The organism is Xenorhabdus cabanillasii, from assembly GCF_003386665.1.
Classification (GTDB): domain Bacteria; phylum Pseudomonadota; class Gammaproteobacteria; order Enterobacterales; family Enterobacteriaceae; genus Xenorhabdus; species Xenorhabdus cabanillasii.
Map to the genome: position 1 here is coordinate 4,033,789 of NZ_QTUB01000001.1, position 14,522 is coordinate 4,048,310.

General features: G+C 42.7%; 11 protein-coding genes. 6 read left to right on the forward strand and 5 right to left on the reverse strand.

Annotated features, from left to right (window positions below):
• The first annotated feature begins 46 nt into the window (after positions 1–46).
• From pflA to BDD26_RS18165, 4 genes are all read left to right on the forward strand, one after another.
• On the forward strand, positions 47–787 hold the full coding sequence (gene pflA, locus BDD26_RS18150) for a pyruvate formate lyase 1-activating protein (RefSeq protein WP_115827349.1): 741 nt from the start codon (positions 47–49) through the stop codon (positions 785–787).
• A gap of 546 nt (positions 788–1,333) precedes the next feature.
• Entirely contained in the window at positions 1,334–2,056 is a 723-nt protein-coding gene (locus tag BDD26_RS18155) for a BPSS1780 family membrane protein (protein ID WP_280524545.1), read from the forward strand.
• Positions 2,057–2,206: 150 nt separating this feature from the next.
• On the forward strand, positions 2,207–2,680 hold the full coding sequence (locus BDD26_RS18160) for a helix-turn-helix domain-containing protein (protein WP_051502334.1): 474 nt from the start codon (positions 2,207–2,209) through the stop codon (positions 2,678–2,680).
• Positions 2,674–3,210 (forward strand): IS630 family transposase, encoded by a 537-nt coding sequence (locus BDD26_RS18165; RefSeq protein WP_084766466.1) that lies wholly within the window; start codon positions 2,674–2,676, stop codon positions 3,208–3,210. Before BDD26_RS18160 ends, BDD26_RS18165 begins: the two co-directional genes overlap by 7 nt.
• 270 nt (positions 3,211–3,480) lie before the next feature.
• Here the strand turns inward: BDD26_RS18165 and serS are convergent, their stop codons facing one another.
• The 5 genes from serS to lrp form a co-directional block, all read right to left on the reverse strand.
• Positions 3,481–4,770 carry a serine--tRNA ligase gene (gene serS / locus BDD26_RS18170; RefSeq protein ID WP_115827350.1) on the reverse strand — a complete coding sequence of 430 codons (1,290 nt, stop codon included), beginning with the start codon at positions 4,768–4,770 and terminating at the stop codon, positions 3,481–3,483.
• A 162-nt stretch (positions 4,771–4,932) separates the two neighbouring features.
• On the reverse strand, positions 4,933–6,276 hold the full coding sequence (locus BDD26_RS18175) for a replication-associated recombination protein A (protein ID WP_115827351.1): 1,344 nt from the start codon (positions 6,274–6,276) through the stop codon (positions 4,933–4,935).
• A 7-nt stretch (positions 6,277–6,283) separates the two neighbouring features.
• Positions 6,284–6,895, reverse strand: a complete 612-nt coding sequence (gene lolA, locus BDD26_RS18180) for an outer membrane lipoprotein periplasmic chaperone LolA (RefSeq protein ID WP_038269267.1) — start codon at positions 6,893–6,895, stop codon at positions 6,284–6,286.
• Between the two features lie 66 nt (positions 6,896–6,961).
• Positions 6,962–10,348 (reverse strand): DNA translocase FtsK 4TM domain-containing protein, encoded by a 3,387-nt coding sequence (locus BDD26_RS18185; RefSeq protein WP_115827352.1) that lies wholly within the window; start codon positions 10,346–10,348, stop codon positions 6,962–6,964.
• A 139-nt stretch (positions 10,349–10,487) separates the two neighbouring features.
• Positions 10,488–10,982 carry a leucine-responsive transcriptional regulator Lrp gene (gene lrp, locus BDD26_RS18190; RefSeq protein WP_004256338.1) on the reverse strand — a complete coding sequence of 165 codons (495 nt, stop codon included), beginning with the start codon at positions 10,980–10,982 and terminating at the stop codon, positions 10,488–10,490.
• 652 nt (positions 10,983–11,634) lie between these two features.
• Here lrp and trxB point away from each other — a divergent pair.
• Both trxB and cydD read left to right on the forward strand, forming a co-directional pair.
• Complete coding sequence (trxB, locus tag BDD26_RS18195; RefSeq protein ID WP_038259446.1) at positions 11,635–12,594, forward strand: thioredoxin-disulfide reductase; 960 nt, start codon at positions 11,635–11,637, stop codon at positions 12,592–12,594.
• 150 nt (positions 12,595–12,744) lie between these two features.
• Positions 12,745–14,520, forward strand: a complete 1,776-nt coding sequence (cydD, locus tag BDD26_RS18200) for a heme ABC transporter permease/ATP-binding protein CydD (protein ID WP_115827353.1) — start codon at positions 12,745–12,747, stop codon at positions 14,518–14,520.
• Positions 14,521–14,522 lie beyond the last annotated feature (2 nt).

Genomic DNA, 14,522 nt, shown 5'->3' on the forward strand with positions numbered 1-14,522 from the left:
GCCTTTACTCTCTCAGCATCCAATCAGTTTTTGGAGAACCCCTTTCATGTCCGTACTTGGCCGTATCCACTCTTTTGAATCTTGCGGAACCGTCGATGGCCCTGGTATCCGTTTCATCGCGTTTTTTCAAGGCTGCCTGATGCGTTGTCTTTATTGCCATAACCGCGATACATGGGATACACACTGCGGCAAAACTGTAACTGTCGAAGAGCTTATCAAGGAAGCAATAACTTATCGTCATTTTATGAATGCCTCAGACGGCGGAGTCACAGCCTCAGGTGGAGAAGCAATCCTTCAGGCTGAATTTGTCCGTGATTGGTTCAGAGCCTGCCATGCAGAAGGTATTCATACTTGTTTAGATACCAATGGCTTTGTTCGCCGCTATGAATTGGTAATTGATGAGCTGCTGGATGATACCGATTTAGTGATGCTGGATCTAAAACAGCTTGACGATGATATTCACCGAGAATTGGTCGGTGTTTCCAATCACCGAACACTCGAATTTGCCCGTTATCTGGCAAAACGCAATCAAAAAACATGGATCCGCTATGTAGTTGTACCCGGCTGGTCAGATGATGATAAATCTGTCCACATGTTGGGAGAATTCACCAGGGATATGAAGAACATCGAGAAAATTGAATTATTGCCTTATCATGAGCTTGGAAAGCATAAGTGGATTACCATGGGTGAAGAATACAAGCTGGAAGGGGTGAAACCACCTTCTAATGAGACGATGGAACGAGTGCAACGAATCCTGACTAACTACGGGCATAATGTAATTTATTGAATCCAATATCCTTCCTGCTCCCTCAAAAGAAATAATTATAAATAGCAACTGGTTCAATGATAAATTGTAGCCAGTTTTGCGCTAAAAAATCATTTTATCATTTAAATATTGTGTAATTTAAACCCGATTTTTTTATCAGATAACGTTCTATAATAAGCTACAATATTATAAATACAGATGTACTTTTCACACAATTTAATTTCATCCAATAATTATTATTCCCTTAATTAATTACATCCACATCATGAATGCATTAATTAAAAAAGTACTAAGAAACTCATTTAACAATATGATAAACATCATTTCCTGATAATATACCATTTAAACTGCAGAGTGATTTTATTTATTACCAATGAAAAGGGAATTAATTTTAGTTAGTGCAAAAGAAAGATTTAAATATAAGCAGAGTTATTTGGCAAAATAGGAAAGGAATTATGTATTAATCTCTTAGATATTAATTTCAATTCCGGGGGAAAAATCATATCCCTAACTAAAGAAAAATAGGTATTTATTCGTGAAGGGCAGGCTGTTGGAGCAGGAGCAGCAATAAAATGGATCGGTAATGCATGGCAAATATTCAAAGCAAACCCGATGCAATGGATACTATTAACGTTAGTCTATATAGTTATCATGGTAGTCTTGAATTTTATTCCATTTCTAAATTTAGTATGTGATCTATTTGGTTCAGTATTTGTTGCTGGTTTTATCGCGGCTGCTGAAAAACAAAGAACTACCGGTAATTTTGAAATAGATTTATTATTTTATGGATTTAAAGATAAATTAGGTACACTAGTTGCCGTTGGTGCACTTTACCTGGGCATCTATATACTTGGGGCTGTCGCTGCTGTCCTTGTGGCAGGCTTTGGTATAGTAGAACTGATTTTAGCCTCTCAATATGGGGAGCCAAATCCAGTACTATTAATGGATAGCATTCCTTCTCTCATATGGGCAATCTTTGTCTTCTGTATTTTCAGCATAGTCGCCCTTGCATTTATTTGGTTTGCTCCTGCATTGATTATCATTAATGATATGAAATTTGGTGAAGCCGTATCAATGAGCCTGAATGCTGTGAAGAAAAACTTACTCGGTGGTTTTCTGTTTTTCCTGCTAATGGGAATTCTGATAGTTACTTCCATGATACCCTTATTATTGGGCCTGATTATAACTATCCCTATGAATCTTATCACTTATTATACGACATACCGCAGTATTTTTTATGTGTCAAAAGGAAACAGCAGCGAAGAACAAAAATCCAGCTTGATCATCTAATAAATACTTAATAAAAATAAATACAAGTGCTGAATATCAAAGTCAGCACTTTGTTAATAACCTAAATTATCCAACTTAAGTTAATCAGATAAATTATCTGCATTACTGTTACAATCGATAACACGATAACCTGATTCTCTGCCTGTTCTTATGAAATCGAAGATAATACTTTCTGAGCCTGAACGAATCACATTGCAACAACTTGCTTTGAATCATCCACATCGGGACATTCGTACGCGAGGAACGGGTTTGCTCATGCTTGCCAGAGGGATCAAGCCGTCCCAGATCACCGCTGAAATCGGATGCAGTCTCCGGGTTATCTATAATTGGGTTCACATGTGGCACAATTCAGGGATAGCGGGATTATTAGGTGGTCATGCCGGAGGCCGGTATCTCGCCATGACGCCTGACATGATTGCCACTGCGGTCGAAGCGGCCAGCGCAGAGTCCCTGACACTCGCCCGGATAGCTCAGTGCGTTGAGGCAAAGCATGGTGCCCTGCCTTGTACGCTTGAAACGCTGGCAAATACCCTGAAAAAGCAGGGGCTCACCTATAAACGAACCCGACTGTCGCTTAAAAAAAGCGTAACGAAACGGAGTTTGCTAAAAAATCCGCCTTGCTGAATAAAATTAAGGCTGGAGCACAGTTAGGCCATTACCGTCTGCTCTATTTCGATGAGGCGGGTTTTGCCGCGTCTCCTCCGGTGCAATATGGATGGAGTCCACGGGGTAAGCCCCATAAAACTGAGCCTCGAGAGCATGACAGACGGTCAGTTCTGGGGGCGTTAAATTACACGGATAACACGCTGTTTTACCAGACAACGTCAGGCAGTATCACGCGCGATGACGTGATTGATTTTTTAGAGCAGGTCGCCAAACAAGGGGACAACCGCCTGACATTTTTAGTGTTGGATAATGCGCGTATCCATCACGGGATCGAAGAACAAATCAGAAATGGCTGGTTACGAGAACACAACATGTTTTTATTCTATCTTCCCGCTTACAGCCCAGAGCTGAATTTGATTGAGATCGTCTGGAAACAGGCCAAATACCATTGGCGACGTTTTATCACTTGGACTCAGAATACAATGGAGCATGAATTAAATACTTTATTGAAAGGTTATGGCGACCAATTTGCAATTAACTTTTCTTGAGTACTTATCACCTAAATAAATAGAAAAAATCGGTAATAAAAATATAAATCTTAATGCAAAAGAAAAGAAATTCTCTTTGGTAATTTTTCTTTTATATATCTTATTATTCTTATTTTTGGTGCTTTCATTTTTACAATCAGTTCCATACCCAATGGATTTCAAGTTGCGTCGCGGCGACAGGGGAACAAATCTTATAGGCCAGGATAAAGCATAATTTATTGTTGATAAAAAAGCGCCTGATATGGCGCTTTTTATTAAGAATACAAGGTATTAACCAATATATTCCAGCCCTTTCATATAAGGACGCAATACTTCTGGAACTTCAATACGACCATCTGCCTGCTGATAGTTTTCCATTACAGCAACCAGTGTACGCCCTACAGCCAGACCAGAGCCATTCAGTGTATGCACTAACTGGATTTTTTTGTCATCTTTACTGCGGAAACGGGCCTGCATACGACGAGCCTGAAAATCCCACATATTAGAGCAAGATGAAATTTCACGATAAGTATTCTGCGCAGGTAACCAAACTTCCAAATCGTAGGTTTTTCTTGCACTCGCGCCCATATCTCCGGTACACAGCAACATTTTACGGTAAGGTAATTTCAGGAACTGCAATACTTTTTCTGCATGCCCTGTCAGCTCTTCCAATGCTTCCATGGATTTTTCAGGATGAGCAATTTGAACCAGCTCAATTTTATCAAACTGGTGCATACGGATCAGACCACGAGTATCGCGACCATAAGAACCCGCTTCTGAGCGGAAGCAAGGTGTATGCGCTGTCATTCTCAGAGGAAGATCACTCTCATCCAGAATCTCACCACGCACTAAGTTAGTTACAGGTACTTCCGCAGTTGGGATCAGTGCATAGTTATTGCCGGAATCTTCTGCCAGTGCCTTAGTGTGGAACAAATCTTCACCAAACTTAGGTAACTGGCCTGTACCGTACAACGTGTCATGGTTAACCAGATAAGGCACATAAGTTTCCAGATAGCCATGTTGTTCAGTATGCAGATCCAGCATAAACTGCGCCAATGCACGATGCAGGCGGGCAATTTGCCCTTTCATCACGACAAAACGCGCACCTGTTAATTTCACTGCGGCGGCAAAATCAAGACCATCAGTTAACTCACCCAACGATACATGATCTTTCACTTCAAAATCATACTGACGTGGTTCACCCCAACGGCTGATTTCCACATTATCACTATCATCTTTTCCGTCAGGAGAAGAATCATCAGGAACATTCGGCATGCCTAATGCGAGATCACGGATCTCAGCCTGCAATGCTTCTAATTCAGCTTTTGCTGAATCTAGCTTTGCTCCCAATTGATTTACTTCCTGGCGCAATGGTTCAATATCTTCACCACGGGCTTTAGCTGCACCAATAGCCTTCGATCGGGAATTACGTTCTGCTTGCAGGGTTTCAGTTTCAACTTGTAAAACTTTACGGCGCTCTTCTTGTTTGCGCACCGTCTCCACATCAAGGGTATAACCCCTGCGAGCCAGTTTTTCGGCGACTGCGTCTAGCTCGTTACGCAGCATATTTGGATCGAGCATGCTATTCCTGTGCTTGTTGTTGTTAAGAAACTAGTTGTTGAGAAAATAATTGTTAAGAAAATAGTATTGAGAAAAAAGTTACTAAAACAGTAGCAAAATCAGTTTTGATTAACCAACCTGATATAAATTCTTTGCCATATCAACCTTACCGTATCAATGATATTAACGATAGCGTTTTATTGAACTACTTTGGTCTTGTTCCATCAACCAGTTTAATTTTTCACCAATCTTACCTTCCAGCCCTCTGTTAGTCGGGTGGTAATAACGAGTACGTTGCATCTCAGGTGGAAAATAAACTTCTCCCGCCGCATACGCATTGGGCTCATCATGAGCATAACGGTATCCTTCACCAAAACCCATTTCGTTCATCAATTTGGTTGGAGCATTACGCAGATGCGCAGGAACGTCGTAATCCGGCTTTTCTTGTGCATCTGCCATCGCTGCTTTAAATGCCGTGTAAACAGCATTACTTTTGGGAGCACAGGCAAGATAAACAATTGCCTGAGCAATTGCCCGTTCTCCCTCTGCTGCTCCAACACGGGTAAAACAATCCCATGCAGCAATTGCTATCTGCATTCCACGCGGATCAGCATTACCTACATCTTCAGACGCTATCGCCAATAAGCGGCGGGCAACATAAAGCGGATCTCCACCCGCGGTAATAATTCTGGCATACCAGTAAAGTGCGGCATCCGGTGAAGAACCACGGATCGATTTATGCAAAGCCGATATTAAGTCGTAATATCGATCACCTTGATTATCAAACCGCGCACTCCGCTCCCCGCTAACCTCTTTCAGTAACTCTGGAGTCAGGATACGTTGCCCTTGTACATTGACTTCCGCCATATCCGACATCATTTCCAGCAAGTTCAATGAACGACGTGCATCCCCTGCGACCAACTCTGCTACCATCTGGCGAGTGCTGTCCGGCAACACGATATTTTGCCCACCAAGTCCATGCTCTTTATCATTTATGGCCTGAATAAGCACTTGTTCTATTTCTGCTGGCGAAAGAGATTTCAATAAATAGACTCGCGCCCGTGATAACAGTGCTGAATTTAGTTCAAAAGAGGGGTTTTCAGTCGTGGCACCAATGAATGTGATGGTGCCATCTTCAATATGCGGCAAAAAGGCATCTTGCTGGCTTTTGTTAAATCGGTGAACTTCATCGACAAACAAAATTGTTCTACGCCCAGCATTGCGATTCTGCCGCGCTTTTTCTATAGATTCACGTATCTCTTTGATACCGGATGTAACGGCAGAAATGCGTTCAATATCTGCTTGCGCATGATAGCCGATAATTTCAGCCAGCGTCGTTTTCCCCGTGCCCGGCGGCCCCCACAAAATCATGGAATGAAGACGACCTGTACGGATCGCCCTTGGCAAAGGTTTCCCCTCTGCCAATAGATGTTGCTGTCCAATATAACGATCCAGCGTAACTGGCCGCATTTTTGCAGCCAGTGGCTGAAACTCATTCTGTGAAAAATCGAGTAAAAGATTGTTCACTTAAACCTCACTGGCGTTGATCATCCAGCGTAACACCTTCTGGTAAAGTGAATTTGAATTTTGACGCATCTACGCTGGTATTCTGCTGCCCTTTCAACTGATATGCGCTTTTCTGACCGTCTTGTTCAACTGCCGTGAATTTCTGAATAGTGCCATCAGGTGTCACTGTGATTGAAAAATGTTTCAGATTTCCATTGGCATTATTAGGCGTCAGTTCAAAATTATTACCATTTTGTGTCACTCTGTATTGTTTCCAATCGGCGGGATCATTACGAGCAATCAACATAAACGGTGTATTACCCGTAGCATCTTTCAGCCAATTAGCTGTTACTTGCTCGACAAAAGGATTGTAGAACCACAATGTTTTGCCATCAGAAATCAAAGTACTTTCATCAGGCGATGTCATATGCCAATTAAACAAATTGGGACGTTTAACCCAGAGTTGCCCTTCACCATTTTGGATTGTTGAACCGTCACTGCTGGTAACAGTCTGGGTAAAGTTCGCGTGAAAACTATTTACCTTATTCAAACGCCCCTGCAAACCTTGTGCAGCATCAGCCCATGCAGAACTCACGCTCATTCCCATCATCAGACAACCAATCAACATCAGTTTTTTCATGTGTGAGTACCTTCAATTCATATATTATCGGCATCACAATAGCCGATGCCGAATTTAAAATGATGCTCAGTGTTCATGTGGCGGAGGTGCTAAAACTTCACGATTGCCATTATGACCAGGCGCACTGACAATTTGCTGAGCTTCCATCTGTTCTACAATCCGAGCTGCCCGGTTATAACCAATGCGGAATTGACGTTGTACCCCGGAGATAGATACCCGGCGTTTTTCAATCACAAATTCAACTGCCTGATCAAACAGAGGATCCAGCTCTTCATCACTGTCTAATCCCAATCCTCCTTCGCCATCTTCACCCCCTTTAATAATATTATCGATGTATTGAGGGCGACCACGTGCTTTCCAGTCATTAACAACTTCATGGACTTCCTGATCACGCACAAAAGCACCGTGGACACGTACAGGAATCGAAGAGTTTGGTGCCAAATAGAGCATATCACCCATACCAAGCAATGATTCCGCTCCGCCCTGATCAAGAATAGTACGGGAATCAATTTTACTGGAAACGGTGAATGCAATTCGTGTAGGAATATTAGCCTTAATCAATCCTGTAATGATATCAACAGAAGGACGCTGTGTAGCCAGTACCAGATGGATACCCGCAGCTCGTGCTTTCTGTGCCAAACGCGCAATTAACTCTTCCACTTTTTTCCCGACTGTCATCATCAAATCGGCAAACTCATCGACCATAACAACAATATAAGGCTCTTTTTTCAGTACAGGATGTATCACATCCATGCTGTCACCGGGCTTCCAGAATGGATCTGGGATCGGACGGCCCATATTTTCAGCCTGTTTGATCTTATCGTTATAACCCGCGATATTGCGCACACCTAAAGCTGACATCAACTTATAACGGCGTTCCATTTCATTGACACACCAACGCAATGCGTTGGCTGCATCTTTCATATCAGTGACCACTTCTGTCAACAAATGCGGAATACCTTCGTAAACAGATAACTCAAGCATTTTCGGGTCTATCATGATAAAACGAACATCTTCTGGTTTCGCTTTATACAAAATGCTGAGGATCATGGCATTAACGCCGACTGATTTTCCCGAACCTGTCGTCCCTGCCACCAGCAAATGAGGCATTTTCCCCAAATCAGCAACAACAGGCTGACCAGCGATATCTTTTCCCAAAACGATAGTTAATGGTGACGGGTCATCACGGAACTTTTCACAATCCAGCACTTCCCGTAAATAAACGGTCTGGCGTTTTTTATTCGGTAATTCCAAGCCCACATAAGGTCTTCCCGGGATCACTTCGACAATACGAACTGCCACAGCCGAAAGTGAACGTGCAAGATCGCGAGATAAATTAGAGATGCGGGAAGCTTTAACCCCAGGCGCTAAATCCAACTCAAAACGCGTGATTACAGGACCTGGAGAGAACTCAACAACATCCGCTTTGACACGATAATCATTCAGACGAGCTTCAATTAAACGCGAAGTTTGTTCCAGCGCAAACATATCAATCGGTTCTGCTTCTGCTGGAGGTTCTGCCAGAAGATCTAAAGAAGGCATCGGTGTAGTCGGCTTAGGTAATGGCTGATCATTACGTACCAAAAATGGATGAAACAGGCTTGGTTGCTGCGGTTGCTGCGGTTGCTGCGGTTGCTGCGGTTGCTGCGGTTGCTGCGGTTGCTGCGCAAAATTATGCGTAGTTTCCGGCTGATAAGAAGTTTTTAAAACAGATGAATTTGTTGTAACAGGAACAATATTTTTTTCCTGGTCTGGCTGAATAGCGTCTTCCGATAGTATGGACTCCGAAGGCATAAATAATGGTTCTGTCGGCTCGGGAATTTCTACGCTATTATTTGGTGCAAAATAATCAAACACAGGCTTTTCAGACTGCTGCGAAACAGCAGGCTGGCTTTGATAACGTTCACGTTGCTGCTGTTCAAATGCCTTCCGCAACATTTCTTCCTGTTCTGCTTGCTGATCAATGGTGATTGGTATTTTATCATCACGGTTCTCAACCGCTTTTTCCAAATCACAGCCATAACGCTCACGCTGTTGAGCAATAAATTGCTCACGTAGCATATCTTGCTGCTGCTCATCCATTTTCTGTTCTTCAGCTTCAGCATTGAGTTCGTCCTGTCTGTCTTTCCGCTGCAAATGCTCAGACAAACGGTGAGAAGGGACTTTAATACCATACAATTCACGGCGAGTCGGTATTCGTACCGGATTCGGCCTTGGCATTTCAGGACCTATTCCCTGTTTCATCTGAGGATTTTTCACAACAGCAACAGAGCCAGTTACCGCCCCCTGCAAATCAGTACTATCTTTTGAAGGTGGTGACATTGGCATAGCACTCTGTGTCACTATGTCATTCCCCGGCTGGTGCTCATCAGGCAGCTCAAATGTATATCGGGTAGGCTCTTGCTCCTGACTATTTTCAGTTTGTTCTGATCCAACAACCTGTTCAGCCCCAGCGTGCTTTAATTCCGTTTGAATTGATACTGCTTCCGGAACTATGGATATGTATGGCTTAATCAGGTGAGATTTATCGTCTTGTTCCAGAGTAGATTGCATCTGTTCAGGTGAAGTACTTTCATGCTTAGGGGAAACGATTTCAGGTGAAATTTTTTCCGCTGACTTTTCCATAACTGGCTGTTCTGAATCAGTATTTACCAACTCTGTCACTGTTGGAGCTGTCAGCAATACATCATCTTCATCATCAGCAATAGCGTTTTGAATAACATGAATTGCCTTAACAGGAGCTACTTTAGACTCCTCTTGTTTAGAATGGCTTGTATCATCAGAAAATTCTGGAACAACTTTTTTTTCCACTTCATCATCATAATCAGTTTGAGTACGCCCACGATTAACCACAAAACTGAGCGAATCCAGAGTGTACTCCCCAATTTTTTCTGCAATGGTAAGCCAGGACCAACCCGTAAATAATGTGAACCCGATAGCCCATGTACCAAGCAGGGCCAACGTTGCACCAAGGATGTTAAACCACGGCAGGATCGCATTACTGAACAGACTACCGATAACACCACCTGAAGCAAAATCATCGAAATCATCAATATTGAGTTCAGCCAAACCACATGAAGTCAAAATAAGAGTTAAGGCACCAATAACACGTAATGCCAGTGTGAAGAAATCCACATACTCTTGCCTATCTTTCTGACGGAAAGCATTCCAACAACCCGAAAGCATTAAGGGTGGGACTGCATAGGCAAGAATACCAAATGCTGAGAATAGTATGTCTGACAACCAGGCACCAATGCTGCCACCTAAATTATGAACAGGTTCATGCCAGGCAGTTTGTGACCAGCTAGGATCGGAAGGATGAAAACTGACAAGTGCTACCATTAAATATACGGCACATATGGCAATAACCAACAGAACGGCTTCCAGAAGCCGACGGCCACTGCTTACTCTTTTTAACCTAACACGTTTGTCTTCTGTATATTCCTGGTTCAAGAAAGGCTCTCCAGGTTTTCCTGTTGATTAAACGGAACAACGCTGAGGATAGCTCAGCGTTGAAACTGTATGCATAAACAGGAGTGTACCTAAATTTTTCCTGTTTTGCATCTATACACTGTACATTGTAGACAAAAGCTTAACGAGTCTTAATGACCAAACGGTTACTCTGTTTCACTTCTTCCATTACTACATAAGTACGAGTATCGTTAACGCCCGGAAGACGTAATAAGGTCTCTCCTAGCAATTTACGGTACGCAGACATGTCTGGCACACGTGTTTTCAGTAAGTAGTCAAAATCCCCTGAAACCAAATGGCATTCTTGAATTTCTTCCAATTTTTGTACGGCAGTATTGAACTGCTCAAAAACATCTGCCGCTCCACGGTTTAGGGTGATTTCAACGAACACCAGCAATGATGCATCCAGGTAATGGGGATTCAGCAAGGCGGTATAACCAGAAATAAAGCCTTGACGCTCTAAACGACGTACACGCTCCAGACAAGGTGTAGGTGATAATCCTACCCGTTTGGATAATTCCACATTAGAAATACGGCCGTCTTTCTGCAATTCGTTAAGGATATTACGGTCTATGCGATCAAGATCTTTTCCTGGACGCTTCTTATTATCTATCATCTTATTGCTCTCTCTTTATATTCCTACACCCATAACATTTTCCCTATCTCTTTAAAGCAGCTGAGCTGGAAAAGATGTCTTCAAAGGCTAAAGCTCAATCTGTAACCAAGGTTTGGGGTCTGCACGTAATCTTCCAGAATACAATTTCCCAGAACTCGATTAACCAAAACACGACTTACTAGAGCACCGTCTTCCAGAATGGAATCGCCCAAAACACGATTTTCCCAAAACACTGGGTCTCTCAGAAAGCAGCTTATCGGCAATTTTTAATATTCTATGAGAAAATCATCTACTCCAAATTGTCTATTCTATAGAAACAATTGATTAGCGAGGCAGATAATTATCTCTTACACAGATGTTTTCGCAAATGCATAGCCGATTGTCAAAGTAAATGAACAAAAATCAGAACAACCTACCAAACAAATTTTCGGTAAATCGTTTCAATAGCTCGTTTCATGCCTAAAACGAATAAATGATGTTCAATTCAAAAAGTTAAGCACTCACTCCTTACATTCCCATTACATCACAGTTACTATCTATCGGTAAAATCGTTAATAACATGAATATTTTATCTGATAACCGCTTTTTTTAACTTATTATTTCTCCTACAATCCCTAAATCTGCAATATGCGATAATGGAAATGAGGTATTCATGAGTACAGCCAAACACAGTAAGCTCATCATTCTCGGCTCAGGTCCTGCTGGTTATACTGCTGCTGTTTATGCGGCCCGTGCTAATCTAAATCCCGTACTCATTACCGGGGTTGAGAAAGGCGGTCAATTGACCACCACGACTGAAGTTGAAAACTGGCCCGGTGATCCTGAAGGGCTAACAGGCCCTGTTCTGATGGAGCGTATGTTCCAGCACGCTGAAAAATTTCAGACAGAAATTATAACTGATCACATTAAGAAAGTTGATTTTTCAAAAAAACCATTCCATCTATATGGTGATGATCAGGAATATACCTGTGATTCTTTAATTATCGCAACAGGTGCTTCTGCCCGTTATTTGGGATTGCTTTCCGAAGAAGAATTCAAAGGACGTGGTGTTTCTGCCTGTGCAACTTGTGATGGTTTCTTCTACCGTAAACAAAAAGTTGCTGTCGTAGGTGGCGGTAATACTGCTGTTGAAGAAGCATTATACCTGGCGAATATTGCGTCTGAAGTTCACCTGATCCACCGCCGTGATACTTTCCGTTCAGAAAAGATCTTAATTGACCGTTTGATGGATAAAGTTAAAAACGGCAATATTATTTTGCATACTGACCGCACCCTAGACGAAGTTTTGGGTGATGAAATGGGTGTAACAGGTATCCGTATTCGCGATACGAAAAGTGACAATACTGAAGAGCTAGATGTTGCAGGTGTTTTCATCGCCATCGGTCATAGTCCTAATACCGACATTTTTGCAGGACAGCTTGAACTGGAAAACGGGTACATCAAAGTTCAGTCCGGTCTGCATGGAAATGCCACCCAGACTTCCATTCCCGGCATATTTGCCGCAGGTGATGTCATGGATCATGTTTATCGACAAGCTATCACTTCAGCCGGCACGGGCTGTATGGCTGCGCTGGATGCCGAACGTTTTCTGGACGGATTGGCAACCAAATAAGATTATCTTTCCCTAAAAGCGCTATTTCGATAGCGCTTTTTAACAGGTAACATTTTTTTGTAGATAAAACATAGTACGCGGAAGCTGGCAACACGATTACCAGCTTTTTTGATACGCCGTATCATCATCTGCTAATCTGAAATTTTTCTTATGGACAAAACAAGACAATCTGAACTTGTTCGATGGCTGAGACAACAAAGTGCCCCAGCCCGTCGATGGCTTCGTCTATCCATGCTGCTAGGGCTAATTGGTGGTTTACTGATTATCACTCAGGCCTGGCTTCTCGCTTCTATTCTTCAGGCGCTTATTATGGATAATGTCCCCCGTGAAAATCTCATCAACCAATTCCTGATGTTGATGGCCACTTTCACGCTGAGAGCCATTGTCAGTGCTGTCCGGGAGCGTATCGGGTTTATCTGCGGTAAAGTCGTGCGTCAACAAATCCGCGGTATGGTATTGGATAAACTGACACAATTGGGACCTGTTTGGGTAAAAGGCAAACCTGCTGGTAGCTGGGCGACCATTATTCTGGAACAAATTGAAGACATGCAGGATTTTTATTCCCGCTATTTACCCCAAATGACCCTTGCGGCTACTATCCCTGTCTTAATCCTGATCACTATCTTTCCCATCAATTGGGCTGCTGGCGTTATTCTGTTCGTAACTGCGCCATTAATCCCTATTTTCATGGCCCTGGTCGGATTAGGGGCTGCTGATGCTAACCGACGCAATTTTGTTGCACTCAGTCGCTTAAGTGGTAATTTTCTGGATCGTTTACGTGGTCTCGAAACACTGCGTTTGTTCCATCGGGGAAAAGCCGAAATTAAACAAGTTACCGAATCAACAGAAGATTTCCGACGCAGAACAATGGAAGTACTACGTATGGCATTTTTATCTTCTGCGGTATTAGAGTTCTTTGCCGCTGTTTCCATTGCTGTTGTCGCTGTTTATTTTGGTTTTTCTTATCTGGGAGAGTTGCATTTTGGCAGTTATGGCCTTGGCGTGACATTATTTGCCGGTTTCCTCACACTTATCCTTGCTCCTGAATTCTTCCAACCGCTGCGTGATTTGGGCACTTTTTATCATGCCAAAGCCCAGGCTGTGGGCGCTGCGGAATCACTTTTCACTTTGTTAAGCAGCGACGGGGAGCACACCACATACGGTGGCAGAAAAACCTTGTCAGATAAAGAACCAGTGACTATTGAAGCAAGCGAATTGGAAATTCTGTCACACGATGGGCATTGTCTTGCTGGTCCTTTAAATTTTACAATTGATAAACATCAACGCATTGCATTAGTGGGAAAAAGTGGCGCAGGAAAAAGTTCACTGATAAATGTGTTACTCGGTTTTCTTCCTTACCGAGGTTCATTGAAAATCAATGGAAACGAATTACGTCAGCTTGATCTCGATAAATGGCGTGAAAAAGTAAGTTGGGTTGGGCAGAACCCTCATCTGCCGGAACAAACCGTACTCGATAATATTCGTCTTGGTCAATTTGATGCAACACCAGAACAGATCCACGATGTAATGAAGCGCGCTTATGTCGATGAGTTTGTCTGTGATCTCCCTGATGGCATAAACACAGTTATTGGTGATAATGCTGCACGCTTATCTGTTGGACAAGCTCAGCGTATCGCTGTAGCACGGGCATTATTAAATCCGTGCCAGCTCTTGTTACTGGATGAACCCGCAGCCAGCCTTGATGCTAATAGCGAACAACGCGTGATGATGGCATTGAATCAGGCATCCAGTCAGCAAACGACATTATTGGTTACACACTTACTGGAAGAAACGCTGGAATATGACCAAATCTGGGTTATGGAGGGCGGATTAATTATCGAAAAAGGTAACTATCAAAATTTGAGCCAATCTCAAACTCAAAGTGCATTTTTCCGTCTGTTGTCTCATCGCAGTGTGGAGCTTTAATC